The organism is Paenibacillus sp. FW126-R14, assembly GCF_058789495.1.
On record NZ_JBYTBS010000009.1, the window covers coordinates 97,356 to 123,750 of the forward strand.

Below are 26,395 nucleotides of genomic sequence, written 5' to 3' on the forward strand. Positions count from 1 at the left end.
TATGCACATCGAAGTAAAAAATCTCAATAAACATTTCGGGTCATTTCATGCCATCAAAGATGTTAATTTCAGCATTACGAAAGGTCATCTCGTTGGTTTGATCGGCCCCAGCGGCGGCGGGAAAACGTCCATCCTGCGCATGTTATCCGGCCTGGAGAGTCCGACAACCGGAGACATTTATTTCGATGGAAAGCTGGCCACCCATCTGCCCGTTCAAGAAAGGGGAATTGGCTTCGTTTTTCAGAGCTACGCGCTCTTCAAGCATATGACCGTTTTTGACAACGTGGCTTACGGACTTAAAGTTCTCAAAAAACCAAAGGACTTCATCCATGACAGAGTCACCTATCTGCTGAACTTAATGGGGCTTGCCGGCAACGAACGCAAGTATCCCCACCAGCTATCCGGCGGTCAGCGCCAACGGGTTGCTTTCGCCAGAGCTTTGGCGCCTGAGCCTCAATTGCTGCTGCTTGATGAGCCTTTTGCCGCAATCGACGCCAAAATCCGCAAAGAGCTGCGCCTCTGGCTGCGTAATCTGATCGATGAATTTAAGGTGACAACACTCTTCGTCACCCATGATCAAGATGAAGCCATCGAAGTCGCGGATGAAATCATCCTCGTTCAAGGCGGTAAAATCGAGCAGCAAGGCAGTCCGTGGGAAATTTATACGAAGCCGGCAACATCGTTCGTCGCATCCTTCATCGGTGAATCCAATGTGATCCCCACATATACGCCGCTCGTCGGATTCCCATACTTGGATGAAATTCATCAAGACGGCAAATGGCAGCCGGATGTGAACGTGTTGATTCGTCCCGAATCCATCGAAGTCCGCCCCCATGATGTAAGCCATCTAGCGACAGCTGGCGAAAAAGGAAAAGTCACTCATGTCCACTTCCGCGGAGATTCCTGGTACCTGGAAATCGATACGGGCGCACTTAAGCTCTTCGCTTATCAATCTGTGAAAGAGAAAATTTATCGTGTCGGCGATGAAGTGAATATTCTGATCCACCATATTTCCGTCTTTACCAAAACCGAGAACATCGTCATTGAAAATCAGGCGAAACAAGATCCGCTGCCTGTTTTTATATAAAAAAACTATTTATAGAATGAAGGGGAGTTGTAAACCATGAAAAATTTCAAATCGCTTGGCCTAATCACTGCTACGTTATTCACTGCAAGTATCGCACTTACAGCTTGCGGAACAAGTACTAAAACGGCAAGCTCGCCTACTCCATCAGCGGCTGCAACAGCTGCGGCTACGGCAGCGGCCACTACCGCTCCAAAGGCTGAAAAAGTAACGATCACCATCGGCGCGTATTCCATCCTGAAAGATTCGTTCGACGTTATTTTGCCTAAATTCAAAGATGAGTGGAAAAAGAAAACCGGCCAAACCGTAGAATTCCAAGAATCGTATGTGGCTTCCGGTTCGCAAGCTACCGCGATTATCCAAGGATTCGAAGCGGATATCGCCCCTCTTTCCCTTGAAGGAGACATCCAGAAAATCGTTGAAAAAGGCTTGATTACACACGACTGGAAAAACAACCCTTACAAAGGCAACATCACCTCTTCCATCGCAGCCATCGGCGTGCGTGAAGGCAATCCTAAAGGCATTAAAGACTGGACCGACTTGACAAAACCGGGCGTTGAAGTGTTGATCCCGAATCCAAGCACGTCCGGCGGAGCCAAATGGGACATTAATGCGATCTATGGCGCAGGCTTGAAAACTTCTGAGGCCGCAGGCAAAAAAGATCCGGCCTTCGCTAAGGATTATGTAGCCAAAGTGTACAAAAACATCAAAGTATTGGATAAGAGCGGCGCAGATTCCCTCGCGACTTTCGATAAAGGCGTTGGCGATGCCATCGTCACCTACGAAAATGAGCTCATCTCCCGCATTCAATCCGGCAAAAAATATGTGGAAGTCATCCCGCAATACACGACATCCATCGAAAATCCCGTTGCACTTATCGATAAAAACGTAGATAAGCATGGCAATCGCGAAGCTGTTCAAGCATTCCTCGAATACTTATGGAGTCCTGACGCTCAAAAAGTATTCGCGGATAAAGGATTCCGCTCCGTACTGCCGGAAATTGCCAAACAATATGAGAAAAACTACACAACTCCTGCCGGCTTATTCAATATTGAATACCTGGGCGGTTGGGATAAAGTAAATAAAGAGCTGTATGGCAAAGGCGCTATTTGGGAAACTATCCTTGCAGAAGGTGGAGCCAAGTAAGCGGATTGCAAAAGAGCCCGGAGCGAAATTGATTTCGCTGCCGGGCTTGCTTTTTGTGGACAATGGCATGGGATAGACTTCATTCAATACGGCGATTCTCATAGTTAGTATCAAGGGGTTGTTCTTTTTTTCGTGACATAGCTTCCTGAAATATAGATAACAACACCTATTGCCATGATGATCATAATTTCACTAATCACACTAAGCGGGCTAGCTTTTATCCCGAGTTCAACATGATGACTTTCATAAGCAATTGCAAATGAAGAATTGCCGATGTCAGGCATATACCTCAATGTTAGATAGTAGCCCCATAACACTTGAACGGCATAATAGCCGATGACGAGTAGGATCGCGAACAGCAAGGAGCGGAATATCGTTTTTTTCATTTGGATCATCCTTCCGGGGCGTTATCATTGCCATAATAATCCATATTAGTTGATTTTTCCATCATAAAAAAAGAGCAGATCCCTATGAGATCCACTCAATGTTTGCTACAAATATAATTTCCGTTCCTCTTTCCGAAGCTTGCGCGCGGCAAATCGCTTTTCAGCCGTTTCGAAGAGTCGCTTCTCTTCCTCCGTCTCTGGGATAATGCCCGGCACTTCACAAGGCTGTCCGTTATCGTCCAAAGCTACGAAGGTTAAATAAGAATTGGCTGTACGCTTTCTTTCGCCTGTCAACAAGTTTTCCGACTCGATTTTCACGAATACTTCCATTGAGCTTCGATGCGTCCATGTGACGAAAGCCTCCAACTGAATAGCTTCACCAAGTTTTACGGGTGCATAGAAATCCAAGCTGTCGCTAGAAGCCGTCACAACGCCTCGGCGGGAATGACGCATAGAGGCAATCGTCGCCACTTTGTCGATGTACTGCATGACGCGGCCGCCAAACACGGTATTATGATAGTTGGTGTCCGCAGGTAAAATAATTTCAGTTAACACGGTCCGGGAGAGTCTTGCTGGTTTAGCTTCCATGTAGTTTCCTCCTGATGATAACGATCGGCCATGCAAGAATTGCTTACAATTAGTAGTTCAGTTTAAGCTTGCCAGCAGCCTCTTTCGCTAAACGGCGAGCTTCCTCTACGGTTTCACCGCTGCTGAGCGCAACCGCCATACGGCGGCCTACTTTTGTCTCAGGCTTGCCAAACACGCGAACCTGCGTATTCGCAACGGACAATGCTTCCTCTAGCCCGCTGATGGTGTACTCGACTTGCTCGCGATCCGCTTTGAGCGTATAGCTGGCACCTGGCGTTAAAAGACGGATGCCGGTGATCGGCAATCCCAGAATCGCTCTGGCATGCAGGGCGAACTCGCTCAAATCCTGCGTCGCCATCGTAACCATGCCTGTATCGTGCGGACGAGGCGAAACCTCACTGAAGTATACGCCGTCTTTGGTCAAGAAAAGCTCTACGCCATAAATGCCGTAGCCGCCGAGCGCGTCCGTAATCGTTTTGGCCATATGCTGCGCATCCAGAATTTGCTGCTCTGACATGGCATGCGGCTGCCAGGATTCAATGTAATCGCCGTCTTTTTGGATATGACCGATCGGCTCGCAATAGGTTGTTCCCGAAACGGAACGTACCGTCAACAATGTAATTTCGGACTCAAAATGAATGAATTCCTCCACAATGACACGAGCGTTCTTCGCACGTCCGCCCTCCATCGCTATGTTCCACGATTGTTCCACATTCTCAGGCGCACGGCATACGCTTTGACCTTTGCCGGAAGAGCTCATGATCGGCTTAATAACGCAAGGCGTACCAATTTCAGCAACGGCCGCATGCAATTCCTCGAGACTATTTGCAAAAGCATACTTCGCTGTCCGCAGCTGTAACGTTTCAGAAGCAAGACGGCGAATACCCTCCCGGTCCATCGTCAAACGGGAAGCGGTAGCCGTCGGGATGACGCGATAGCCTTCCGACTCAAGCTCTACCAGGACAGGCGTCGCAATCGCTTCAATTTCAGGCACGATGAGATCCGGTCGCTCTTGCTCAACGAGTGACCGGAGCTGCTCTCCATCCAGCATATTAATCACATGGCTGCGATGCGCGACCTGCATAGCCGGAGCATGTGCGTAACGATCCACGGCGATAGTCTCAATGCCTAGACGCTGCGCTTCAATAACGACTTCTTTGCCAAGCTCTCCCGATCCCAGCAGCATAATTTTCTTAGCTTTGTTCGATAAAGGTGCTCCGTACATGAAATATTTTCCCCCTTAATGGTTTGCCCATCCTAAGCAAGCTTATAACTTATTGAGATCTATGTAAGTAAAAATAACAATTCAGGCAAAATACCCTGATCTATTGTAAAGGATTTCGACATTAAAAGATAGATTTCAGCAGAAGTTTGCGCAAAATCGGTACTAATTGCTCAGTTAACGCCTCCACATGAGGCACCACAATGCTGCTGCGTCCGTACATGTTGCGCATCGCGATCCGTTCTGTTTCATGAACGGTACCGCTTGCCAAAAAGATGGAGATGACCTCAATCCCCAGCCGGCGTGCGCGCAAAACAGCTTCGTAGGTATCGAGAATCCCTACATCGTTATAATTGGCTGCCGACGGCTCGCCATCCGAGAATACGAGCAGGATGCGCTGGCGCTCGGCCCGCCGCAGCAGCCGCTCTGTCATGCAGCGTATCGCGAAGCCATCGCGGTTATCCTGCTGCGGCTCAAGCTGCATAAGCGCCGCTCCGCTTCCGGAAGCAAGCGAGGAGCCGAAGTCCACCGCAACCTGGAACAGGTTCGGTGCTTCGCGCTCCGTCACGCGATCCGCATCCTCCCAGAAGCCCACGATTTCGTGGGGGATTCGTAAGGATTGGAGGGTCTCGTGGAACAGTACGAGGCCCAGTTTGGTTTCGTCCATTTTGTCATACATGGACGCCGAGCAGTCTACGAGCAGCGCGAACGCCGCATCGAGCTGCGGAACCGGCGCGCGCTTCTTGTAGAAGAGGCTCGGCTGTTCTTGCGTAACGGCTCGCGTCAGCCGCTTGTCGAGCCGCCCGAACAAGAGGTCGCCCCGCGGGGCGACCCGCCGCTGCTCCAGCGTGCGCCGTATCGCACGCTGCAAAGGCTTCGCGAGCGGCGCTGAGCGCTCGCTAAGGCGCCTGAAAGCGGCCTGCTGCGCAGCAGTCGGCCGCTCAGGCGCAAGCCACGTCGCCGTAGCGAACGCGGCGACAGCGCCTTCCCCGTGCCCTGCGGCAGCAGGCACGGCAGCTTTGGCGCGCCGCCCGCCGGGGGCGGCGCCTGAGCGCTGGGCGCGCTGCGAGCGCCCCTGGACGATGGCGAGCGCCTGATCGGCGGCGTCGCCCTCGCGGGGCGCAGAACCAAGCGCGGCTGTGCGCGAGCCGCGCTCCAGCTCAAACCGCAGCAGCCCCGGGCTGCGGTCGCTGCTTTCGCGGTGCCAGGTCGGCAGGCGCTCCTGGCCCGGCAGCTGACGCTCCCCCTCCTGCCTGGGGAGCACATCCTCGTTCGCGAGCCGCTTCGCGCGCTTCAGCTCGCCCTTATATCCCGCGGGCAGCGGCTCCGCCACCCCGCCCCCTGGCTGCATCCAGAAATAAGCGGTCCCCGCATCTCTGTCCAGCCAATAAGCCAGCGCGTCCATCATCTCCTCGCAGTTGGCAGCCACTTCCGAGGTATGCGCCCCTTCCTCGATGCGTTCTAGGACAGGATACAGTGGCGCTAGCCGGGAAGCCAGCCCTACTCCCTCGGCTGCGCTCCACTCCGCCCCGGTAAACCAACCGTATAGCAACAAAAGAACGGCATCCGCCAGCTCGCCTTTGTTTATATGCGTGCGCAGCTTATGCCCAAAATAAGCTCCATAAATCCGGTGCCGGGCATTAAACACACGCAATGTTCCCGGTCTGCGCGCGCGGCAAATACGTTCAAGCCGCATATCCTCGCATAGCGCGAAGAGCGAATTCGCCAGCTTTGGAAACCGGCTCTGCTGACAAAAAACCAAATAAGACTTTACCGCATCGGCTCCTGTGTACCAAGCACTCCCGATACCGCGCAAGTATACGTCGCTTTTCATCCCTAACGCTTTATCATTCGGAGGATAATCCCACCAAAACTGGCTGACCGTGATCCGCGCGGCGCCTTCATCATAATCTGCATGATACGCTGCTTCCACTTCCAGCTCTTTGCGTTTCGTGAACATTCGGGCTAAATCCACTAATTGCATTTGCAGCATGGCGTCGATTTTATCATCCAGCATGCTGATTTTCCCTACAAACATCCCTTTAAAATAACGTTTCCGCCGCATTGATCACGGCTGCACGTTCCCTTTCATCTTCTAATTTATCGGCAATCGCCCGCGACACAGCCCGCATTGGTGGAATATATGCCGTGAGATCGCATGCATCGAGCAGAGCTCGAATCGAACCCGCTTCATCAGGCAGCTGTCCCATCTCAATCAGCGTCAAAAGATCCGCCGACAACTGCACATATGTTCTTAATTGCTTGTCATCGCGCAATATGGATTTGCTTTTCAATAACTGGAACAGGGCTTCACCTTGCAAATAGGGAACGTCCACGGTTACAAATCTATTTTTCAAGGCTTCATTCAGAGGTACTGTCCCCATATATCCTTCGTTAATTGCAGCTACGACTCTGAAATCCGGATGGGCCGTAATCACTTCTCCGGTAAAAGGGTTCGTAATCGATCTCCGATAATCCAACACGCCGTTGATCAACGACAACGTCTCTGGTTTTGCCATATTAATTTCGTCTATGTATAAAAAATGTCCCTTGGTCATGGCTTTCATGATCGGTCCAGGGATAAAAACGATCTGCGAGCGCCCCTGCTCATCATGCGATAATGTTTTGAACCCGAGCAGCGCTTCCGCGTCAAGATCGGTCGAACAGTTCACGGCATGCATCGGTTGATGAAAAAGAGCGGACACATGCTCGGCCAGCTTCGTTTTGCCTGAGCCTGTCGGGCCTTTGAGCAGCACATTTTTCCCTAAATAAAGAGCAATGACGGTATCCGTAAGGATGTCTTCATGAGGTGCTTCAAAAGCCGCCGTTCCGACTAGTTTTAAATCTTCAGACGCGGCATTCACTTGTCTGTTCAGCTTATTTTTCTCCAGCTTTTCGCGAATTTCTTGCGGCATACTTTCTGTTAACATAGAATCTGATGTTCCTCTCCTGATTTCTTTGTTCTCTTACTATTTATCAGGAAAGGTTAGATTGTCAAGCCTGTCAAGGCAGCCACGGTTCATCGATGACCGAATGGGAGTAGAAAGCCATCGCCTCTCCGCACTTCGGACAGCTAGGTTTTGCAGGCGATTCGTTATAATGCAGCGCTAACGCATAGGAAGTTTCGCCATTAATCGCTTGAATGACATCTTTCTGCTGCACGTAATCGCACAGGCGCGAACTGCAATAAGCTCTGACCTTATATGTATTAACCATAACAGCGACTCGGCATAGGGTATTGTTTCGAAAGTAGCCCTGTTGATTGTTGAATCATTTGACTTCTCCTTTATGCTTTTTTTACATATGACAAAACCCCCAGCAGGACGCCGAGGGAGCTTTGGACCTTATAGGAACTTTCTTTAAGGCAGCATGTTTTTTTGACCCGTCGAATAGGTTGGGAAGGCATACTGGATCATCGTGTTAAATTCGTTAAGATACGTGTCCATGTGTTTATGATTTTGCTGCTGACCATCGTAATACATCATTCGATTCACAAAATGCGGGTTCGTCGAGATGAAAATATTCGCATCCGGATAAATGCGCGTCAACATATTCCGTATCGCATTAGCGCTTTCTGACGGCAAAGGCTTAGCGGATAGCCAGTCCATTTGCGATCCATGCCCTGAACCGAATAAGCCGGCTCCTTTCTCCGGGTCGTTTGTTTTGCTGAGCATTTTGATGCCATCGTCGCCGGCGCCCATCGCTTGCATGCCTCCCATATCCACAGCGACATAAATGTTGTGATCCGTTATCGCCACTGCCGTGTTTCCTAGGTGTGCCGCTTGAATGATTCCATCTGCCAAATCGCGGTTCATCGTCATATGTGTATTCGTATGTGCTTTTATGTTATCGATGGTTGACGGCCGAGTAGAGGGCAGCGGCGATTGGTTGACACTTTTAGCCCCTAGTGATGGATTCTCATTATTCCTGAGGCTGGTATCCCAAGTACCCGCATTCGGGTTCGATGAACTGGCCCCTCCATGATTGTTCGGACTTGCTGCTGTACAGCCGGCAGCCGCAGCCATGAGCACAACCGACATAGCGAGCTGAATCATTGTCTTTTTCATAAACAGGTTCCCCCTTCTTGTTGCTCTTTCTTTATTTGTTGTTCTCCTGCGCTTCTTGCGCATAAGCTATCAAAGCGACCTCATACCCCAACTCGTCCTTCATCCGGGTCTCTAAGCTGCGCAAATCTTCCAGCAACTCTTCGTGTGCGCCTAGATTAGCGAGTTGGTAAGAATCTGCTCTCATGATCTCATCCTCCTCTCTGGCAAATAGCTATTAGCGTTAATATGGACATTTATCCTCATTTTTACTAAAGAATAATAACGCAAATTGTTTGCTCAGCGACGGTTGCTGCCCATCTTATGGCGTTGAGCTTTAGCGTGACTCCAATGGGGAACTACAGGGCTCTATTTTGCCAAAATCAGCATAATGCGCTTGATTGCGGGAACTACAGTCCCTTATTTGCTCGATGCTCGGCGATTTTGGCCAAAAAAGCAAAAATAGCGTACCGTAGTTACCATTCAAACGGAAAACACCGCTTATTGCTGAAATAGAGGACCACAGTTCCCTCTAGCACTTGGGAGCACTCGGTAGAACTTGGGAGCACTTGGCAGCACTCGGCATCATCCTAAAACCTCACATTCCTCCCGCTTCCGGCTCAAACAAAAAAAGCCCGCAGCCGAAAAATCGGCATACAGGCTTTTCTCACTTATCGTCTTACTTATCGTCTCACTTCTCGTCTCACTTCTCGTCTTACTTATCGTCCCACTTATCGTCTTACTTCTCGTCTTTATTCCGTGTCTCATCCAGCTCTTCAAGCAGCTTACGAACCGCATCCGGATCCGCAGAACCGCCTTCCTTAAAAGCCCGCAGCTTATTCAATAAATCAGCCGCGATAGCTTCATCCTCCGTGAGCTGCTCTTCATGGGACGGATCAAACCAAATATAGAATCCTTCCGGCCCGTTTCGCAAGAAGGACTTACGCCAAAACTCCGGATACGCGTAGCCTTGTTCTCCGAAAATCATCCCGAGCACATCGTCGCTGTCAATCGGCAGCAGGTAATGAAACGATTCCGGTTCGCCGGTATTCGTAAAGTCGCGATGCAGGTAGGCATAATGCAGATAATGCTCGCCTGTCTCCGCATCCTTGGATACCTCATACAGATCCAGCTCCGTTTGCAGTAATTCCTTTACCGGAATTATTCGCGAGGCGATCGTTTCAGCGGAAATCTTGTGCTGCTGTGTGAATGATGCTTCCTGTTCCAGTTGAACTCACCTCTTTCCGATCTCGTTATGCTATGAATCGAGTCCGCGTGTTGATTCCGATATCGCATTGCGCAAAGAACGTTTAGGCAGCTTCCATTTATAGAAGACCGCTAACATTCTCAAAATGACGATCAGCGCAAAAAGCACGGACATTTGCCACGCACCTTGCGACCAGCCCAGACCAATCATCGCACCTGCCAGCATGCCCCACACAGCATATATTTCATCTCTGAGCACAAGCGGTTTGCGACCGGCCAGCACATCACGGACCATCCCGCCGCCGATCCCTGTTAAAACTGCAGCTACAATTACGGCGCTTAGAGGATGACCCATATTTGTTGCATAGATAGCACCTTGAATGGAAAAGGCCGCTAACCCGATGGCGTCAAAGAAAGCTTCCCACGTCTTCCACATCCGAATGAATTTGACCGGCATCAGGAATACCAATGTCATGGCAAACAAAGCAATTTGGAAATACAGACCTTGCTCCCACAATAAAACAACGGGTTTGCCGATCAGCAAGTTACGAATGACACCACCGCCGAAAGCTGTTACGAGTCCTAGCACATAAACCCCAAGAATATCATATTCCTCTTCCATCGCAACAATCGCTCCGCTCACGGCGAACGCGATGGTACCGATGATACTGAATAACTCCCAATTCACTTCCTGCAGCCCCTGTCTACTCGATGTCCCAGTTCAATTTCACTTCATTGCCGGTTTGTGAGGAACGATAAATCGCATCCAAAATTAAATTATTCGTATAGCCAGTCATAACAGAGGTTATAGGTTGTTGACCGCTTTCGATACAAGCTATGAAATGTTTCATCATGCGCACACGGGCACCTTCATCCTGCTCAGGAATCGTCAGATCCACATCCGCTTCGCGGTCAAACATTTCCGCCAGAAGCTTCCCTTTGGAGCCGCGAATGGAAGCACCGCCTTCGGAACCAAGCAGCTGCACATACGGTTGATTATCTGTTTCGATCAGTGCGGCCCAGCTTACATCAAGCGATAAGGTTGCACCATTATCCAGCTTAATTAACGCTGTAGCTAAATCTTCTACATCATATTGACCGTCCCAGTTCGGTGTTCCCCAGGAGCCGATGCCTTTTTTGCGCGGTCCGAATTCGGCGTAAGTTGCGCCATAAACCGATACAGGCTTCGGATTTCCCATCAAGTAGAGGGATAAATCCAACATATGCACGCCAAGGTCAATCAGCGGTCCGCCGCCGGATTTATCCATTTGCGTAAACCAGGTTCCCCAGCCAGGAATGCCTTTGCGTCTCAGCCAGCCTGCTTTGGCATGATAAATATGACCAAGCGCACCTTTTTCAACTTGCTGTTTGACAGCCTGCGATAGCGTCTCCCAGCGCAATTGATGGGGAATCATCAGCACCTTGCCAGCCTTGCGCTCTGCTTCTACGATTTGTCTGGCAGATGCAAGATTCAGGGCCATCGGCTTTTCGAGCAGAACATGCTTGCCTGCCTCTAACGCTTGAACGGCGATAGGTGCATGCCACTCATTGGATACGGCAATAACCACGGCATCAATGCTTGGGTCTGCAAGCAGCTTGTCCGTACTCTCATAAACCCGCTCAATGTTATGCTGCTTGGCCCTCGCCTCTGCAAGCGGCAAGTACACGTCAGTTACCGCGGCAATTTCTGCTTCAGGCACTTGCTTTAGAACTTCCATATGTACATTTCCGATATTCCCGGAACCGATAATACCGATACGAACCGGTTTTCCTGCTGTCATTTGTATACCCCCCGAAACATGTTAGATTACAATCTTTTATATTATAAATGTGCTTATGTTTCCCCGCAACCGCCAATCTGTCCCTTTTGGAGACGTTTGGGCGCGGTTCCCCGATGAATTCGAAAAGATTCTTTAAGGAACTAGCCCTCAATCGCAATTCCGCACATATAATAAGATGCTAAAACTTTCTTAATAGTTTGTCTCAAACATAACTAACATTTGAAATGTATCCTAAATATGTAGACCAGCTGGTTAGTTTTCCGGGTGGAAAACGTGAAGGAGGGCTTGACATGCAAGCAATTACGATTAAATTCAAAAACAAATCCATCCCTGTGCTTAATTTCACACATCGCAGCTCACATATGGAACTGTTGTCCAGCAAACTGAAGGAGTTTGAGCTTCATTTTGAATTTCGCAGAAAACTAAAAATGATCTCGATGATTGAGATCATTGGTGATGTCGCTATTTTCAAGTATAACGACGGCACAAAGTTGTACCTGGAAGTTTCTTAATGTGAATTCGGAAAATATTCCTTCTGTAGCTGAGTAAGCTCCTGCAGAGAGCGTCGGGCCCATGCTTCCATATCCGACAGCTTTGAGATTTGCACCAAAAGCGCTCTCTCCAGTGATTCTCTATATTCCGGAATGGCACCTGCATAAGGACGTATCGTGGAAATTGGCATTAAGGCGATCTCCTGAAACGACAATGCCCGTCTTTGATGAAAAAAAGCAACGCTGGCATCCATCGGATTATGTAAATCCCCTTGCGTCGGATGCTCTTTCACGGCCAGAATGCGGACTGCCGCTTTCATTGAATTGCCCATCTCCGCCACTTCACCATAATAAACCCCTGTTTTATACTCAGCAATGACTCGGTCTCCGATTTGAAAGCTGCTCATGATTAACATCTCCTAACTTTTATTTGCTGCTTAGCGGCAGCAGATTGCGATATAGCTCATCCACCGACTGCATGCGGCACAACAATTGTTTTTCTTTTCCTTGTTCGAAAATAACGATACATGGCACACTTGTAATTTGCCAGTCCCGGCTAATTTGCGGGAGAAAATTAATATTGCTTTTATAAAGCGGCAAATTGGGCTGCATAGTCATGATGACATCAAGCATTCGCTCCGTCACTTTGCATGTTCCACAGAATGGTGTAAATAAAAATACCGCAAAGGGCGTTTCCTGATTGTCTACGCGCTCTAACAATTCTCGCTGGGACAGCTCTTTCATTCTAACTCCCTCTTTCATCTAACCATGCCAAACTGTCGGCCGCATAGCCAATGAGATGCGGGAAATCGTCCAAATGGCTTTCATCAATTTTTCGACCGAAGGATAGTGTAATTTGATTGTGATAAGCGATCGGTTGTATGCCGTATGAGTAGGAAAGAAGCTGAGTGATTAAGGGACGATGCTCCCAAATCAAGCTTAGCTGCTCCTCGATATGCTTGCATTCAACTTCCGGATGCTTAACCTTCGTGAAAAGCTTTATGGTGAGCGTACAGCCTGGTTTGGCTGTAGGATTTTCTAAAATTTCAGCGGCCAAATCGCTTAAATGAACATGCAGGTTGATTTCAGCTTTGCTCGGTTTATCGATTTTTCTGGCAAATTCAATCGCATACGTTCGCGACATCGAGGATAGATCCACTAGATCTTCCCGGCGTGTAATTAAAATTTTGCCATCCAAATCCAGATCGTAGACGGCTCCTTCAAGGACCACCTTGATGTTGTCGTAAATTGTTGGGTCAAACATCGCATACACCTTCTTTCATCTTTTGTTTGATTCGATTATACTAAAAGCATATCACGTAAAGAAGGTGTTTCGATGTCAGACAAGCCTCAAGATCAACAGGCTGAACCACAAGGTCAGAAAAAAGTCTCTCTAGCCGACGCGATTAAGCAAAAGCTAGCCCAGAAGAAAGCGGATCAAGCCGCAGCACGCGCTAATCCAAAGCAAGCGGGCAATACAAACCAAAGTGCAAAAAGCCAAATGACTAAAAAAGTCAACAATCAACGTCGCCGTACCGGCGGCAGCTAGTACGATGTAGGTAAAAGCGCCCTGAGAGTCAACCATCAGGGCGCTTTTCATTTTGTCTTAGGCGTATTGGATTTCGCGTTGTTTTTTCACGTCATCGCTTTCCAGGTATTCATCATACGTAAGCATTTTGTCGATGAGACCTTTCGGCGTGATTTCCATAACGCGGTTTGCGATCGTTTGAATAAACTGATGGTCATGGGAAACGAACAGCATCGTGCCGTCGAAATCAACGAGACCGTTATTCAGCGCTGTGATGGACTCCAAATCCAAGTGGTTCGTAGGCTCATCAAGAATGAGAACGTTAGCGCCGCTGAGCATCATTTTGGAGAACATGCAGCGTACTTTTTCTCCCCCGGAAAGAACATTCGCTTTCTTCAAAGCTTCTTCGCCAGAGAACAACATGCGTCCCAAGAAACCGCGGAGGAAGGATTCATCCGGATCTTTGGAATACTGACGCAGCCAATCCACCAAATTCAACTCGGAATTAAAGTAATCTTGGCTGTCTTTCGGGAAATACGCTTGCGAAGTCGTTACACCCCATGTGAATGTACCTTCATCCGCTTCCATTTCACCCATCAGGATTTTGAACAGCGTCGTTTTGGCAATGCCGTCCGGACCCACGAACGCGACTTTATCCCCTTTGTTCAGGGTGAACGTCACATTATTCAATACTTTAACGCCATCGATCGTTTTGGAAATACCCTCAACAGCTAGCAGTTGTTTACCCGCTTCACGCTCACCTTTAAAGTGAATGAACGGATATTTGCGGCTGGATGGACGAATATCTTCAAGAGTAAGCTTCTCAAGCTGCTTCTTACGGGAAGTAGCTTGCTTGGATTTGGACGCGTTCGCGCTGAAACGAGCGATAAAGGCTTCCAACTCTTTACGTTTTTCTTCCGTTTTCTTGTTAGCGTCTCTAGCCAGACGAAGAGCCAATTGACTGGACTCATACCAGAAGTCGTAGTTGCCGACGTACATTTGGATTTTGCCAAAGTCGATATCCGCAATGTGCGTACAAACTTGGTTCAGGAAGTGACGATCATGGGATACGACGATAACGGTGCCTTCGAAACGGGCAAGGAAGTTTTCCAGCCAACGAATCGACTCTAAGTTCAAATGGTTGGTAGGCTCATCGAGCAGCAAAATATTCGGATTGCCGAACAATGCTTGCGCCAAGAGAACACGTACTTTCTCGTTGCCGTCGAGGTCTTTCATCTTCGTGTCATGAAGGGAAGTCGGAATGCCTAAGCCGATCAAAAGCTCAGCCGCATCGGATTCCGCCTGCCAGCCGTCCAGATCCTGGAACTCGCCTTCAAGTTCAGCGGCTCTCATGCCGTCTTCTTCGGAGAAATCCGCTTTAGCGTAAAGCGCATCTTTCTCCTCCATAATTTTGAATAAACGTGAATGGCCCATCACGACGGTTTTCAAAACTTCGATTTCGTCAAACTCGTAATGGTTTTGTTTCAGAACGGCCATTCTTTCGCCAGGAGTGATCGACACTTCACCTGTGTTTGGCTCAATTTCGCCGGAAAGAATTTTTAGAAATGTGGATTTCCCCGCACCGTTCGCGCCGATAAGCCCGTAACAGTTGCCCGGAGTAAATTTGATATTGGCGTCTTCGAAAAGGGCTCTTTTGCCGTAACGAAGCGTCACGTTGTTAACATTAATCATGTGGAATACATACCTGCCTTTATTATAGTTTCTTCTATCATAACTTATTTCGCTCTATTTCTTCTACCAACTCGGATAAATAAGTCCATCTTTCCATCGCTGCTTCCAAATCGGCCGTCGTTTGCTGTTCCTGCTCATACAGATCGCGAACACGATCAAAATCGCTGCCGGCAGCCTCAATTTGCTGCTTTAAGCTCGCCGCTTTGTCTTCCAATGCAGCAATCGTGCCCTCAATTTCGTCCCATTCCTTTTGTTCCTTGAACGTTAGTTTTTTGGGACGGTTTGTGCCTGCTGAACCGCTTGGTGCTGCGGAATTGGCTGGAGCTGCTTTGACTGCGCTAGAATTGCCGCCAGCTTGCCGCATTAATTCTTTGCGTGCCTGTTCCGCCTCTTCTTGCTCCTGCTTCTCTTCCAAATAGTCGGAGTAGTTGCCGATGTAAGGCTCTATCCGCCCTTTGCCATCGAAAGCAAACAGATGCGTCACGGTTCGATCCAAAAAGTAACGATCGTGAGAAACGGTTATGACAGCCCCTGGAAAATGATCCAAATAATCTTCCAGTATCGTCAACGTTTGGATGTCCAAATCGTTCGTAGGCTCATCGAGGAGCAGCACATTCGGCTCTCCCATTAGGGTACGAAGCAAATACAATCTGCGCCGCTCGCCGCCGGAGAGCTTCCCGATAGGCGACCACTGCAGTGTCGGGGAGAACAGAAACCGCTCAAGCATCTGCGAAGCGGAAATGGTTTCGCCATCGGAAGTGCGGATCAATTCGGCCGCTTCCTTGATGTACTCAATGACGCGCATCTTTTCATCCATCTCGACATTTTCTTGCGTGTAGTAGGCCAGCTTCACGGTTTGGCCGGTCTCGATCGTCCCGCTGTCGGGCTGAATGCGCCCGGCGAGCATGTTCAGCAGCGTCGATTTGCCGCTGCCGTTAGGACCGATGATGCCGAGGCGGTCCTTCGGCATCACGATATAGCTGAAGCCGCTCAGCAGCGTCTTCCCGCCCGGGAACGCCTTGGTGACGCCTTCCAGCTCCATCACCTTCTTGCCAAGGCGGCTGCCCGCCAGCGCCATGTCAAGCTTCTCTCCGGGACCGTCCACCTTGTGGTCCCGCAGTTCCTCGGCGCGCTGCACGCGCGCCTTCTGCTTCGTCGTCCGCGCCTTCGCGCCGCGGCGGAGCCAAGCCAACTCGCGGCGCATCAGATTTTGCCGCTTATCTTCGCTGGCGGCTTCGGATTCCATCCGCTCCGCCTTTTTCTCGAGGAACGCCTCGTAGTTGCCCTCGTAGCTGTAAATCTTTCCCCGGTCCAGTTCCAGCATGCGGTTCGTCACCCGCTCCAGGAAGTACCGGTCATGGGTCACAAGCAGCAACGCGCCGCGCCATTTGCCGAGGAATTCCTCGAGCCAAATCGCGGTCTCGTTGTCGATATGGTTCGTCGGCTCATCGAGGATGAGCAGATCGGCAGGCTGGATCAGAACGCGCGCCATGGCGACGCGTTTGCGCTGCCCGCCGGACAGCAGGCCGACGGGTTTGTCGAACTCGCTGATGCCGAGCTTCATCAGGACGGTTTTGGCCAAGGTGCTGGCTTCCCAGGCACCTTGCTCATCCATGCGCGACTGGGCTGTGAACAGCCGCGCTTGCTTCTTCTCGCTGGCGGGATCGAGCTCCAGCTCAGCCAGGGCCAGCTCATAGTCGCGCAGCGTCTTCATGAGCGGGGAGTCGCCGTGGAATACTTGCTCAAGCACCGTGGAGTTCGGATCGAACTCCGGGTTCTGCGGCAAGTATTCCACCCGGAAATGGTTCGCGTGTACAAGTTTGCCGCGATCCGCCGTTTCCAGCCCCGCCAGCAGCTTCAGCAGCGTGGATTTGCCTGTGCCGTTCACGCCAATAAGACCGATGCGCTGCTTCTCGTTCACCGTGAACGAGATGTCGTCGAACAAGATTTTGTCGCCAAAGGTTTTGGTAATATTGACTGCGCTCAAAATATTCATGCTTCAACAGGCTCCATGATATAGACTGAGAGAAGTGCTGCGGTGTTAACTACAGCATCCATATGCGTTCGTTCCATGCTGTGTGACGCATGAACGCCGGGACCGATCAGCGCGGCGCGAATATCGCGTCCGCCTCTGAGAGCGGCAGAGGCGTCCGAGCCGTATCTTGGATATATATCGACGGCATAGCCAATTTCCAGCTTCTCGGCAAGCTCGATCATTTTAGAAGTCATATGATAATCATACGGACCGGACGAATCCTTGGCACATATGGAGACATCTCGTTCGCTTCCGCTCAAATCGTCGCCAAGCGCGCCCATATCCACGGCAATAAAATCGGTAATATCTTCCGGAATAAAAGAGGAACCGTGTCCAACCTCTTCATAATTGGAGAAAAACAATTTGATCGTAAAGACAGGCTGGATGCTCTCGTCTTTCATAAGCTTCAGCAGACCGAACAAGGAAGCAACACTCGCTTTGTCATCCAAGTGACGCGACTTCACGAAGCCGTTCTCCTTCACATGCACCCGGGGGTCGAACGAAATGTAGTCGCCAACCCGGATCCCCAGCTCTTGAACGTCTTTTTTGGATTTTACCAGCTCGTCGATGCGCACTTCCATGTTCGCTTCATCGCGCTTGAACTCTCTGGCATCTTCATAGACATGAACGGAAGGTCGCGAAGTCAGAATCGTTCCATCATAAACGCGTTCGTCACGCGTATGAATTTGAACGTATTCATTCTCGATGGCCCCCATCATAAAACCGCCTAATGAAGTGATTTTAAGCGTGCCGTTGTCTTTAATCGAACGAACCATCGCCCCAAGGGTATCCACATGAGCGGAAATGCCAATCACTCGGTCATTGCGCACACCCGGAACCGTCACCACACCGCAGCCCTTATTCGTATATGTAAGCTCATAACCCAGCTTATTCACTTCTTGCTCAACCTTTTTCATAATGTGATGCGTAAATCCTGTCGGGCTAGGTGTCCGCAGCAGCATCTCAAGCACTTCCGTCATATAAGCTTTATCTAGTTTCGAATTCACTTGGGATTCCTCCCTTTTCTATAAATTAATAGGATTCCTATAAACACACAAAAACAGTGCAGCCTAGGAATTTTAGCTGCGCAAGCGGCAACAACCGCTATGCTAACCCCTTCTAAGGATACTACACTGTTCCTTTGTGTTTTTCAAACGCAATTAGCTTACAAAATCAACGCAAATGGAAGTGCCGTCAAGAACTGTCTTCATATGAGCTTTTACTTCTTCATGAATGGGATGCGTGTCATATGCTTTCAGATCCTCTACAGAATCAAATTTTGTAATCAACGCAATGTCGTACGAACGTTCCAAATGCAGAATGTCTGTCCCTACTTCAATATGGCGCAGAACCGGAATTTTACCTTCCATGTTCGTAAGTACGGCTTTGGTTACTTCTACGGCTTCAGGACTACGATCTTTGAGCTTAAAAAACACAATGTGAGTTAACATTGGACATTTCCCCCTAATTGGTTACTTTGGCTTTGGCAGACCATTCTTCTACGTTCCAAACTCTAGTTACCCAGCCTTCATAAAATTCCGGCTCGTGGCAAACAAGCAAAACCGTTCCTTTATAAGCGATCAAAGCTCTCTGCAGCTCTTCTTTGGCCACAACGTCCAAATGGTTCGTAGGCTCGTCGAACAACAGCCAGTTGCTTTCTCTCATGAGCAGCTTGCAAAGCCTCACTTTGGCCTGTTCTCCCCCGCTGAGCATGCTCATGGCGCGGGTTATGTGCTCGTTTTTCAAGCCGCACCGCGCGAGCGCACCTCTGACTTCGTTTTGATTCATGGAAGAAAACTCGTTCCAAACATCGTCGATCGGCGTCATATTCGGGGCTTTGACCTCTTGCTCAAAGTAGGCAGGGCTTAAATAATCGCCTTGATACGTTGAGCCGCTAAATGGCTCAATTCTGCCAAGAATCGTCTTGAGCAGCGTAGATTTCCCTACCCCGTTGCAGCCGACGATGGCAATTTTCTCGCCGCGTTCAATCGTCACATTCATCTTCGGCAAAAGCGGACGATCATACCCGATCTCCAGATCTTTCGCCTCAAAGACGATTCTTCCACTCGTGCGGGACTCCTTGAATACGAACGTTGGCTTCATCGCCGTTTCCGGACGTTCGATTCGCTCAACCTTCTCAAGCTGCTTCTGACGGCTTTTGGCCCGAGTAGAAGTTGAAGCCCGTGCTTTATTGCGTGCAATAAAGTCTTCTTGTTTCTTAATATACTCCTGCTGCTTTTCGTAAGCGTCAATATGCTGTGATTTGTTCATTTCGGCCATATCAAGAAATTTCTCATAGTTCGCCGTATAACGGGTCAACTTTGTAAACTCCAAATGGTAGATCACATTAACGACTTCATTCATGAATTCCGTATCATGGGATATCAGCATGAACGCAAACGGGTAATCTTTGAGATACATTTTCAACCATTCAATATGTTCCACGTCCAAATAGTTCGTAGGCTCGTCCAAGAGCAGCACAGTGGGCTTCTCCAAGAGTAGCTTCGCCAGCAGAACTTTGGTCCGCTGTCCCCCGCTAAGCGACGTCACGTCACGATCCAAACCGATTACGTTAAGACCAAGTCCGTTAGCCATCTCTTCGATTTTCACGTCCAGCATATAGAAACCGCCGATGTCCAAACGTTCCTGAATTTCGCCCATCTGCTCAAGAAGCACTTCAAGTTCTTCCGGGGTGGCATCCGCCATCTTATCGGTAATTGCCATCATGTTTTTCTCTTCTTCAAAAAGAGGAAGAAACGCATCGCGCAAAATATCGCGAATCGTTTTGCCAGGCGTAAGCACTGAATGTTGATCCAAATATCCGTAATGAACTCTCGGCGTCCACTCAACTTTGCCTGTATCTTTCAAAAGTTTGCCGGTCAATATATTCATTAGCGTGGATTTCCCCACACCGTTCGCTCCAACAATACCTACGCGCTCGCCGGCCAGCAAACGGAAGGATACATTTTTAAATAATGTACGATCTCCAAAGCTGTGGCTTAAATCTTCTATCGTCAAAAGACTCATTTGAAAAATCTGAACTCCTGTCTGTTTAAAAAATCGCACCTATTCGTGACTTCTTATTATACCACTGCTAGAGCTAGACAGGAAATAGTTAAATTTTCAACATCGAAATATCATCTCTTGGCGTACAATCCTGATCACATCTCCGTCTTTTAACAAATAAGATTGGTACGTAACAAGCTCCTCACCGTTAAGACAGGTCCCATTTGTGGAGCCCGCATCCTTCAGTTCATAACCCTGTTCACTCTTGATAATTTCAGCATGTACTCTGGAAACGCCCGCTTCTTCCAAAACATAATCTACCTTTAAATGCCCGTCTCCCCTGCCAATTGTAAAATGGTCGCTATCGATTGCTGCTATTTTTGGAGAACCCTGAATTTGTATTTCAAGTCTAGGCCCTTGTATATGGTTCCTTAGGTTTCCAAGAATAACGGTAGCATTGTGTCCTTTGTTTGGAAGTAATGTTGTATGCAAATGCAAATTTTGATAGTGAGTTTGAATATCTCCCGGCTCATTTTCAAGTTCAGAAATCGCTTGATTTTTTTCAATCGATGCTTGCCGCTTGTCTTCTTCACGCTTGTATCGCGGAATCCCCAGAAATTTTGCAACAAACCATATGTCTGCGAGCAAAATGGTCATTCCTGCTGTTAGGTGCAGCGTACTTGCCGAAGGAAAAGAAAAATAGTGCCGCCATAAAAACGCTGCTATCACACATGCACCCGCAAGTACAAACATTTGCAATCTTTGCTGAAGCGGAGTGAAAGATATCATTCGACCAGCGTCTGAACCAGTGCTGTCCATCGTCGGTTTACTTCCCACCAAGGTCTCACCGGGTGGAATGCTTATTTTTACGGGCTTGTCCAGCGTATTTTGCTGCCATAATGGCTTTGGCAATTCCTCTCGCATCGTCGGCTTCTTCTCATCCATCAGATTACGCAGGCATCCTTTAAAATCCTTCAAACTTTGCTGACGGAGCATTACATCTAACCACGATTCCGATTCTCCCTTCTCATCTGCATCGATTTTCAAGGCAATCTGACCCGCTAAGCTATGTAAAGAAGTCATAACATCCCCGCCAGCGCTGCATGATTCCATCGGCACATACGTTAAAAAAACATCAGACCAGTCACTTCCAATAAAGATGAAATTTTCTCTCAAAACGAATCCCGTTTCCAACAGCATATAATTTTTGCTATCTTCCAAAGCGCAAACAATGGCATACAGAAGTTTGGCAAAATCCCATCTCGAAAAGCTTTCAATCTTCAATACTTGGACAAGCATTCGTTTGGCCGCTAATCGATACAGCAAACTGATTCGAAGATCCACCTCCTGGATTTCCAGCGGCAGCAGCTTGGGGATGGTGTTCGCTTCAAGCATCTTGACTTGTAAAGTTGAGAGATCTTCTGCCTTCAGTCCGTCCGCGTCGTCTTTGCACAGCCTCATGTAATGGCCATGACGGTATACAAATTCATAGCGCAGTCCGAATACTTCATCCGTCACGGATTCACCTCTTCTCATAAAAGTGAGTCATACCAGATCAAGGCGGCGCCCGGCACAACCGCATACATAAACGGAAACTTCATATTCGTTTGACGCTTCATTCCCATTACGCTGCTCACATCCTGTAAGATCACAATCGAAAAAAGCCACTTCACCAGCTTCTGTCCCGTAACCGCCACTCGTTTGCGCAATATCAGCAAAATAAGTCCGATGATCCCTGCAATAAGTATGGAATACAGCATTAATTGAATCACAAAACTCAAACCCATCATCGCGCCAACAGCTGTAAAAAGCTTAACATCCCCTGCTCCAAGCGCACCGATGAGATAGAGTAGGATAAGCGTAACGAATGCACCACCTGCTCCCGCCAGCGCAAAAATAAGCCCACTCCAGCCGTCTTCATACGCATTGAACGCCAGCCCTGCCAAAGTACCGCAAAAGGTTAACCGGTTGGGGATTATGGCGCTGCGCGCATCTGTCACAAAAGCAATTAAAATAAGGATCAAAAAAATATATTGAATCTAAAATCCCCCCTCATCGTGAAATTGCGGTTATGCGCCTACCCAAGCTCGTTCAAATGCCCTCTTTTTTAAAATGATCGTTTGATTCAGAAATGGAAGCGGAAGCTTGTAGGAGATTTGCGCTTCAATGCCCAAAAAAGCATCACCCCCGGTTTCCAAACTCGGGAGCGTTATCGAAGTTACCTTGAAATTATTTTTTGTAATCGTTGAAGAATCGCAAAATGCATAAACGATCGGTGTGAACGCTCCAAGCAGACGGGGGTGAACATGCTGCTCATACACATCATTCATCCCGTTAGTCACCAGATCTTCACTTAGCTCCCGCTTCTCTTTTTCCCACTTGATTAATTCCAGCAGCGGTTCGGGAATATACGCAGCATACTCCTCTGATAAGTTTTCTGCATGCACTGCTTGATCTCTGACCGATTGAACGCGGTCGATGACACCGTTCATTATTTGTGCCGGACGACTTTGATCAAATTTCGCTTTCGCTTCTTGCACGAGAAGTCTGACAGGGTATAATTGGCCTGCAATGGATTTCGTCGCTTCCGTCACACCCGCTTGTAAAGCCATCTCTAGACATGCAATTTGAATGCAGATGACAAGACCGACAACAAAGGCAAGAAAAAAAGGCAGCACCATTGCTGCTTCGAGCACAATGCCACCTCGTTGCTCACGATAAAACTTTTGAAGCATGCAGCCCCTCCTGTAGTTAATACGCGATGGCAGCCGTACTCGTAAACTGGCATCGATTGCCTGTCACTTTGCAGCCCAGCAGCCCGCTTCCATCAAACAGCTTCATCATTTGCGGAATGAACCACAGCTTAACGTCACTGGAAGCATTCCCTTGTATATAGGTCGCTGCTTTCATCAAATCCTTTCCGGTTTCCAGCTCAATTAGCGCCTGCATTCTAGCCATAAGCTTAGTGTTTTCACTGTGCATGAGCATGAATATTCGCAAATAATCCTTGTACGTCAAACTGAGAGCTGAGATTGTAATTTTCTCGGATAACTCTACCGATTCACCTTTCACAAGCTTCGTCATATCTTGAAAAGCAATCAAAGCTCCCTCCGCTGCAGCAGCCAACAGTACCAACAAGGGGGAACCTAGATGCAGGAGCTCCTTTTTGGGGTCGAGCAGCGCTTCAAGTGTGCGGATTGCCAGACGAAAAGCGAACATTTCTGCATAGGCAGACGAAATATTGGCTGCACAGGAAGAAAATCCGTATAGCAAATATTCAACCTCTTGATTCGCTAAAGCGTGAGTGCTCGGATCTATTCTTTCATTTGAAGTTTTTGCTTTTCCCGCTCCATCCATTTTTAATTCAAAGGTACGGTAATTAAACTTGGTCAAAGCAAATTCATTGACATAAAGTTCATTGCGCATAGATTCCGCCCTGTTATTAAAAACCTCAAGCATGTCCATCGCCTTCAAGCTTACTGGCTCCGATTTCTCCAGATCATACGCAATCTCGCTGCCAATCGTGGTCTCTTGCGCATTCGCTGCCCTGTATTTCTGATAGTATCCCTTTGTCCCGGATCCTTGAAGCCGGTCATAAAGTTCCCCATCTCCGTTCTGGCCATTCACTACTTTGCAACCGCCAATTGATTGCTTTGCTTGATCCAGAACCGTTTGAATCTTATTTCTTTGCTCATTCTTATTAGAAGCAATGGCGCTGTTTCTATCCATTCTTGTTCGTTCCAAAATGGTTTGTTTTCCATAAAATTCGTTGGACTCCGACCAATAGGCATCATTTGCCGAATTAACTTTGTTTGTATTTTCCATCGTGTACAATTGAACAGAAGCAATTATGTCTTGAAAGGCTGCAAATAAAGCGGAAATACTGGCCACAGCCGTTTGATAGGTATAAAAGTAATCGTCCCCCATGACAGAAATATGCTGAAAGACCTCATTCACACCGTCTGCTCCATTACCTTGGCTGCCGTTCGGTGCTTCATTTAACTTCGTTCGTATTTCTTCGTTTCGCTGCTTGGCCGTCCGTAAGGCAGGCTCAATTGACTGCTGCAACCGGCCGATTTCCTTAGCATTTGCCAAAACCTCCAGCTTTGTTGCCCCAAGGAGCGCAGCGTATTTGATAATCAATTGCAGCAGATTTTGGAGTTCATTTAATTTCTGCGACAGCGCCTGCACATGCTCACCCACTACTTGTTGAGATTTCATTATGGATTGCAATTGACTTTCCACCTGAGCGATTTCGTTACGTACTTCTTCCACCGTATGAATGCCAATTTTGGACGCTAGATCGTCTAATTCTGATATTCGCGATTGAAAATAGGTATGATACAAGGTCGTTTTGCCATGCAGCTCTTCACTGCTCTGCCATGCTTCATCGAGCGCTTTTTCTCTTTGATCGATGAGCTTCTCAATCCCAGCCGCATCCTTGGAAAACTGGCTTCCAAGCTGGAATGGAGCTTTCGTCCCTGTTTCGCGAAATTTATCCGTGATCTCGAGCGTAAACTCGATAGGCGCCTTGATTTTCATATCCTCCAGCACTTGGCGCTCAAAAATGGCATGGCTGGCTAATGCGTAAACCGGCGTAACTCTTCCCCCTTGTGCTGAAGGCTTTGTATCCACATAATGAAAATCGCCGGACTGTATTTGACCAGACAAATTATTTGCAAAAACAGTACGAAACATATCCTCTGACTTCTCTTGCGGAATGTCAAGTCCATACAGTCCCATTGCCTGAAGCTCTGAATCAAATGAGGACATCACCGAGCGTACAGCAGCTCTGACCGCTGACTCGGTCTCCTTTTCCGCCACTTTCACTCTGGCAAAATCAATAAGCACCGCCTGGAACAAAAAAATCGGCACGATGATCATAATCAAGTAGACAGAAACGGCTCCTCTCTCTGAACGAATGAATATCCTCAAAAACTTCCCCCATTCTAATTGTGGATGACAACTACGATTCCCTTACGTTCCAGCTCTTTGCGAAGACTGGCGGAGGGCACGTTTTTCTCGTTGGTATTTTTCTTGAAAAAATGCCATACGACCCCTTTCACTTGTGTGCCCTCATTTAAAAGCTCAATATCCTTTGGCATTTGCTCCGTACGAAGCTGAGACTCCGTCAAACTGTAAAAGGCTTGATGAGAAATGCCGCGAGCATCCAATGCATCTATCGTTCTGCTTTTTCCCGACTCCGTTGTCAAAACGACTTCAGAACCGCCAACTAGCGATCGCAAATAAGCTGCGGCCTGGCGTTCCGATTTTATCGTAATGCTTGGTCCTGCCAGATTACTGTTAGCCGGTTCTACAAGTGCTTCCCTTGCTTTTTGCGGTGAAATCCGGTCCTTGATCGCTTTAAAATAAGTCCGAGTAATATCCGTTATTCGAATAAGCTCTACCGGCTCTACAATATGTGAGACCGCTCTCCCTCCTGTCTGATTGGCATTAAACCACCTGCTCATGATCGGAGACAGATGAAAAGCTTTCTGCAGCCTCACCTCTACTTGTTGGTCTAGCAGATAATTAGAGAACTTAGCTGAGCCCGTCACTCCCTGCGGCAGCAGAGGTGAGATTTTAGCTAATTTTCTCTCAACGAGCCCCTTGGCATCTTCGGATGGAAGCACAATTTCCGTTGCCGCCTTCGCTATCAATCGCCCGAATAAATCGGAAACGTTATTTTGCGCAAGACGGAAGTAAAGGCCGTCATTTTCTGCAGGATGATAATTTCCCGTCATCAAATCTTTATGGCTGTTATCCCATGAAAAAGCCAGTCGTTCCGCCGCTGTTCTTGCGATCTGTTGAAGATATACGTTTTGATAAGCATACAAACCAACGAAGAGAAGTGTTATAGTACAAAATAAAACGAGAGGAAATACAAGCGAAGCTTCAATCGTAAAGCTTCCCTGCTCGCTGCTTTTAAAACACGACCTGCAGCTATGGCGCACAGCTTGTCGTCGGACTGGGGGCGCAAGGTGCAACTGAGCTGTTGTTTTTCAGATCGGAATTGGCATCCCCAATCAGTTTCTGAAACCAAGAAACGATCCACTTCCTGAAAATGATCGCAATCGCAACAAGCACAGCGACGATCAATAAAATTTCTAAAGTCCCGAGTCCATCCTCCTCTTTCCAAAATGACTTTAACCCTTCTAGCATGTTTCTCATCTCTTCTAACCTCCGT

At 48.3% G+C, this 26,395-nt stretch carries 29 protein-coding genes; 4 read left to right on the top strand and 25 right to left on the bottom strand.

Features of this window, described 5'->3' with window-relative positions:
* Position 1: 1 nt before the first annotated feature.
* Together AC3WRW_RS08950 and AC3WRW_RS08955 are read left to right on the top strand one after the other, a co-directional pair.
* Positions 2–1,087, top strand: a complete 1,086-nt coding sequence (locus AC3WRW_RS08950) for an ABC transporter ATP-binding protein (protein ID WP_492545985.1) — start codon at positions 2–4, stop codon at positions 1,085–1,087.
* Between the two features lie 36 nt (positions 1,088–1,123).
* A complete protein-coding gene (locus AC3WRW_RS08955; RefSeq protein WP_492545986.1) occupies positions 1,124–2,230 on the top strand; it encodes a sulfate ABC transporter substrate-binding protein in 1,107 nt (368 codons plus the stop codon).
* A gap of 110 nt (positions 2,231–2,340) precedes the next feature.
* On the opposite strand, the gene AC3WRW_RS08960 is transcribed toward AC3WRW_RS08955, so the two are convergent.
* The 11 genes from AC3WRW_RS08960 to AC3WRW_RS09010 all read right to left on the bottom strand — a co-directional run bounded on the left by AC3WRW_RS08960 (position 2,341) and on the right by AC3WRW_RS09010 (position 11,456).
* Positions 2,341–2,616, bottom strand: a complete 276-nt coding sequence (locus tag AC3WRW_RS08960) for a hypothetical protein (protein WP_492545987.1) — start codon at positions 2,614–2,616, stop codon at positions 2,341–2,343.
* A 105-nt stretch (positions 2,617–2,721) separates the two neighbouring features.
* Positions 2,722–3,204, bottom strand: a complete 483-nt coding sequence (locus AC3WRW_RS08965) for an acyl-CoA thioesterase (RefSeq protein WP_492545988.1) — start codon at positions 3,202–3,204, stop codon at positions 2,722–2,724.
* A 49-nt stretch (positions 3,205–3,253) separates the two neighbouring features.
* On the bottom strand, positions 3,254–4,429 hold the full coding sequence (gene purT, locus AC3WRW_RS08970) for a formate-dependent phosphoribosylglycinamide formyltransferase (RefSeq protein ID WP_492545989.1): 1,176 nt from the start codon (positions 4,427–4,429) through the stop codon (positions 3,254–3,256).
* A gap of 121 nt (positions 4,430–4,550) precedes the next feature.
* Positions 4,551–6,464, bottom strand: a complete 1,914-nt coding sequence (locus AC3WRW_RS08975; RefSeq protein ID WP_492545990.1) for a nitric oxide reductase activation protein NorD — start codon at positions 6,462–6,464, stop codon at positions 4,551–4,553.
* A 4-nt stretch (positions 6,465–6,468) separates the two neighbouring features.
* Complete coding sequence (locus AC3WRW_RS08980; protein ID WP_492545991.1) at positions 6,469–7,356, bottom strand: ATP-binding protein; 888 nt, start codon at positions 7,354–7,356, stop codon at positions 6,469–6,471.
* A gap of 73 nt (positions 7,357–7,429) precedes the next feature.
* Positions 7,430–7,642: a hypothetical protein gene (locus AC3WRW_RS08985; RefSeq protein ID WP_492545992.1), complete on the bottom strand. Its 213-nt coding sequence runs from the start codon at positions 7,640–7,642 to the stop codon at positions 7,430–7,432.
* Between the two features lie 143 nt (positions 7,643–7,785).
* Entirely contained in the window at positions 7,786–8,493 is a 708-nt protein-coding gene (locus AC3WRW_RS08990) for a hypothetical protein (RefSeq protein ID WP_492545993.1), read from the bottom strand.
* A gap of 31 nt (positions 8,494–8,524) precedes the next feature.
* The gene (locus AC3WRW_RS08995; protein ID WP_492545994.1) at positions 8,525–8,677 is read right to left on the bottom strand and encodes a hypothetical protein; all 153 of its coding nucleotides are present in this window, start codon (positions 8,675–8,677) and stop codon (positions 8,525–8,527) included.
* 531 nt (positions 8,678–9,208) lie between these two features.
* The gene (locus AC3WRW_RS09000; protein ID WP_492545995.1) at positions 9,209–9,457 is read right to left on the bottom strand and encodes a hypothetical protein; all 249 of its coding nucleotides are present in this window, start codon (positions 9,455–9,457) and stop codon (positions 9,209–9,211) included.
* Between the two features lie 270 nt (positions 9,458–9,727).
* Positions 9,728–10,363: a trimeric intracellular cation channel family protein gene (locus AC3WRW_RS09005; RefSeq protein WP_492545996.1), complete on the bottom strand. Its 636-nt coding sequence runs from the start codon at positions 10,361–10,363 to the stop codon at positions 9,728–9,730.
* 16 nt (positions 10,364–10,379) lie between these two features.
* Entirely contained in the window at positions 10,380–11,456 is a 1,077-nt protein-coding gene (locus AC3WRW_RS09010) for a Gfo/Idh/MocA family protein (protein ID WP_492545997.1), read from the bottom strand.
* A gap of 290 nt (positions 11,457–11,746) precedes the next feature.
* On the opposite strand from AC3WRW_RS09010, the gene AC3WRW_RS09015 reads away from it, so the two are divergent.
* Positions 11,747–11,968 carry a hypothetical protein gene (locus AC3WRW_RS09015; RefSeq protein WP_167054158.1) on the top strand — a complete coding sequence of 74 codons (222 nt, stop codon included), beginning with the start codon at positions 11,747–11,749 and terminating at the stop codon, positions 11,966–11,968.
* Here the strand turns inward: AC3WRW_RS09015 and kapB are convergent.
* Genes kapB through AC3WRW_RS09030 form a run of 3 tightly spaced genes read right to left on the bottom strand, consistent with a single transcriptional unit; the run spans position 11,965 to position 13,211 of the window.
* Positions 11,965–12,354 (bottom strand): kinase-associated lipoprotein KapB, encoded by a 390-nt coding sequence (gene kapB, locus AC3WRW_RS09020; RefSeq protein WP_492545998.1) that lies wholly within the window; start codon positions 12,352–12,354, stop codon positions 11,965–11,967. The two genes, AC3WRW_RS09015 and kapB, sit on opposite strands and share 4 nt — an antisense overlap.
* Positions 12,355–12,373: 19 nt before the next feature.
* Positions 12,374–12,691: a thioredoxin family protein gene (locus tag AC3WRW_RS09025; protein ID WP_492545999.1), complete on the bottom strand. Its 318-nt coding sequence runs from the start codon at positions 12,689–12,691 to the stop codon at positions 12,374–12,376.
* 1 nt (position 12,692) lies between these two features.
* A complete protein-coding gene (locus tag AC3WRW_RS09030; RefSeq protein WP_492546000.1) occupies positions 12,693–13,211 on the bottom strand; it encodes a hypothetical protein in 519 nt (172 codons plus the stop codon).
* A 72-nt stretch (positions 13,212–13,283) separates the two neighbouring features.
* Here AC3WRW_RS09030 and AC3WRW_RS09035 point away from each other — a divergent pair, with 72 nt between their 5' ends.
* Positions 13,284–13,496 carry a hypothetical protein gene (locus AC3WRW_RS09035; protein ID WP_492546001.1) on the top strand — a complete coding sequence of 71 codons (213 nt, stop codon included), beginning with the start codon at positions 13,284–13,286 and terminating at the stop codon, positions 13,494–13,496.
* Positions 13,497–13,553: 57 nt separating this feature from the next.
* Here AC3WRW_RS09035 and AC3WRW_RS09040 read toward each other — a convergent pair whose 3' ends face one another.
* The 11 genes from AC3WRW_RS09040 to AC3WRW_RS09090 all read right to left on the bottom strand — a co-directional run bounded on the left by AC3WRW_RS09040 (position 13,554) and on the right by AC3WRW_RS09090 (position 26,379).
* Positions 13,554–15,167 carry an ABC-F family ATP-binding cassette domain-containing protein gene (locus AC3WRW_RS09040; protein WP_492546002.1) on the bottom strand — a complete coding sequence of 538 codons (1,614 nt, stop codon included), beginning with the start codon at positions 15,165–15,167 and terminating at the stop codon, positions 13,554–13,556.
* A 37-nt stretch (positions 15,168–15,204) separates the two neighbouring features.
* Entirely contained in the window at positions 15,205–17,163 is a 1,959-nt protein-coding gene (locus AC3WRW_RS09045; RefSeq protein ID WP_492546003.1) for an ABC-F family ATP-binding cassette domain-containing protein, read from the bottom strand.
* On the bottom strand, positions 17,160–18,209 hold the full coding sequence (locus AC3WRW_RS09050) for a M42 family metallopeptidase (RefSeq protein WP_492546004.1): 1,050 nt from the start codon (positions 18,207–18,209) through the stop codon (positions 17,160–17,162). The genes AC3WRW_RS09045 and AC3WRW_RS09050 overlap by 4 nt, the downstream gene beginning before the upstream one ends.
* Positions 18,210–18,362: 153 nt before the next feature.
* Positions 18,363–18,653 carry a Dabb family protein gene (locus tag AC3WRW_RS09055; RefSeq protein ID WP_492546005.1) on the bottom strand — a complete coding sequence of 97 codons (291 nt, stop codon included), beginning with the start codon at positions 18,651–18,653 and terminating at the stop codon, positions 18,363–18,365.
* 13 nt (positions 18,654–18,666) lie between these two features.
* Positions 18,667–20,229, bottom strand: coding sequence for an ABC-F family ATP-binding cassette domain-containing protein (locus AC3WRW_RS09060; RefSeq protein WP_492546006.1), 1,563 nt, complete (start codon positions 20,227–20,229; stop codon positions 18,667–18,669).
* 96 nt (positions 20,230–20,325) lie between these two features.
* Positions 20,326–21,726 carry a DUF6382 domain-containing protein gene (locus tag AC3WRW_RS09065; protein ID WP_492546007.1) on the bottom strand — a complete coding sequence of 467 codons (1,401 nt, stop codon included), beginning with the start codon at positions 21,724–21,726 and terminating at the stop codon, positions 20,326–20,328.
* Positions 21,727–21,740: 14 nt separating this feature from the next.
* Positions 21,741–22,232 (bottom strand): A24 family peptidase, encoded by a 492-nt coding sequence (locus AC3WRW_RS09070; protein WP_492546008.1) that lies wholly within the window; start codon positions 22,230–22,232, stop codon positions 21,741–21,743.
* A gap of 45 nt (positions 22,233–22,277) precedes the next feature.
* Positions 22,278–22,943: a TadE/TadG family type IV pilus assembly protein gene (locus AC3WRW_RS09075; RefSeq protein ID WP_492546009.1), complete on the bottom strand. Its 666-nt coding sequence runs from the start codon at positions 22,941–22,943 to the stop codon at positions 22,278–22,280.
* A 16-nt stretch (positions 22,944–22,959) separates the two neighbouring features.
* Entirely contained in the window at positions 22,960–25,143 is a 2,184-nt protein-coding gene (locus AC3WRW_RS09080) for a hypothetical protein (RefSeq protein WP_492546010.1), read from the bottom strand.
* Positions 25,144–25,157: 14 nt separating this feature from the next.
* Positions 25,158–26,162, bottom strand: a complete 1,005-nt coding sequence (locus tag AC3WRW_RS09085; protein ID WP_492546011.1) for a TadE family protein — start codon at positions 26,160–26,162, stop codon at positions 25,158–25,160.
* The gene (locus AC3WRW_RS09090; RefSeq protein WP_492546012.1) at positions 26,152–26,379 is read right to left on the bottom strand and encodes a Flp1 family type IVb pilin; all 228 of its coding nucleotides are present in this window, start codon (positions 26,377–26,379) and stop codon (positions 26,152–26,154) included. Before AC3WRW_RS09090 ends, AC3WRW_RS09085 begins: the two co-directional genes overlap by 11 nt.
* Positions 26,380–26,395: the final 16 nt, after the last annotated feature.

Coding starts and splice junctions, on each gene's coding strand:
- AC3WRW_RS08950 (WP_492545985.1), top strand. CDS start 2: ATGCACATCGAAGTAAAAAATCTCAATAAACATTTCGGGTCATTTCAT.
- AC3WRW_RS08955 (WP_492545986.1), top strand. CDS start 1,124: ATGAAAAATTTCAAATCGCTTGGCCTAATCACTGCTACGTTATTCACT.
- AC3WRW_RS08960 (WP_492545987.1), bottom strand. CDS start 2,616: ATGAAAAAAACGATATTCCGCTCCTTGCTGTTCGCGATCCTACTCGTC.
- AC3WRW_RS08965 (WP_492545988.1), bottom strand. CDS start 3,204: ATGGAAGCTAAACCAGCAAGACTCTCCCGGACCGTGTTAACTGAAATT.
- purT (WP_492545989.1), bottom strand. CDS start 4,429: ATGTACGGAGCACCTTTATCGAACAAAGCTAAGAAAATTATGCTGCTG.
- AC3WRW_RS08975 (WP_492545990.1), bottom strand. CDS start 6,464: ATGTTTGTAGGGAAAATCAGCATGCTGGATGATAAAATCGACGCCATG.
- AC3WRW_RS08980 (WP_492545991.1), bottom strand. CDS start 7,356: ATGTTAACAGAAAGTATGCCGCAAGAAATTCGCGAAAAGCTGGAGAAA.
- AC3WRW_RS08985 (WP_492545992.1), bottom strand. CDS start 7,642: ATGGTTAATACATATAAGGTCAGAGCTTATTGCAGTTCGCGCCTGTGC.
- AC3WRW_RS08990 (WP_492545993.1), bottom strand. CDS start 8,493: ATGAAAAAGACAATGATTCAGCTCGCTATGTCGGTTGTGCTCATGGCT.
- AC3WRW_RS08995 (WP_492545994.1), bottom strand. CDS start 8,677: ATGAGAGCAGATTCTTACCAACTCGCTAATCTAGGCGCACACGAAGAG.
- AC3WRW_RS09000 (WP_492545995.1), bottom strand. CDS start 9,457: ATGATTTTCGGAGAACAAGGCTACGCGTATCCGGAGTTTTGGCGTAAG.
- AC3WRW_RS09010 (WP_492545997.1), bottom strand. CDS start 11,456: ATGACAGCAGGAAAACCGGTTCGTATCGGTATTATCGGTTCCGGGAAT.
- AC3WRW_RS09015 (WP_167054158.1), top strand. CDS start 11,747: ATGCAAGCAATTACGATTAAATTCAAAAACAAATCCATCCCTGTGCTT.
- kapB (WP_492545998.1), bottom strand. CDS start 12,354: ATGAGCAGCTTTCAAATCGGAGACCGAGTCATTGCTGAGTATAAAACA.
- AC3WRW_RS09025 (WP_492545999.1), bottom strand. CDS start 12,691: ATGAAAGAGCTGTCCCAGCGAGAATTGTTAGAGCGCGTAGACAATCAG.
- AC3WRW_RS09030 (WP_492546000.1), bottom strand. CDS start 13,211: ATGTTTGACCCAACAATTTACGACAACATCAAGGTGGTCCTTGAAGGA.
- AC3WRW_RS09035 (WP_492546001.1), top strand. CDS start 13,284: ATGTCAGACAAGCCTCAAGATCAACAGGCTGAACCACAAGGTCAGAAA.
- AC3WRW_RS09040 (WP_492546002.1), bottom strand. CDS start 15,167: ATGATTAATGTTAACAACGTGACGCTTCGTTACGGCAAAAGAGCCCTT.
- AC3WRW_RS09045 (WP_492546003.1), bottom strand. CDS start 17,163: ATGAATATTTTGAGCGCAGTCAATATTACCAAAACCTTTGGCGACAAA.
- AC3WRW_RS09055 (WP_492546005.1), bottom strand. CDS start 18,653: ATGTTAACTCACATTGTGTTTTTTAAGCTCAAAGATCGTAGTCCTGAA.
- AC3WRW_RS09060 (WP_492546006.1), bottom strand. CDS start 20,229: ATGAGTCTTTTGACGATAGAAGATTTAAGCCACAGCTTTGGAGATCGT.
- AC3WRW_RS09075 (WP_492546009.1), bottom strand. CDS start 22,943: ATGCTTCAAAAGTTTTATCGTGAGCAACGAGGTGGCATTGTGCTCGAA.
- AC3WRW_RS09090 (WP_492546012.1), bottom strand. CDS start 26,379: ATGAGAAACATGCTAGAAGGGTTAAAGTCATTTTGGAAAGAGGAGGAT.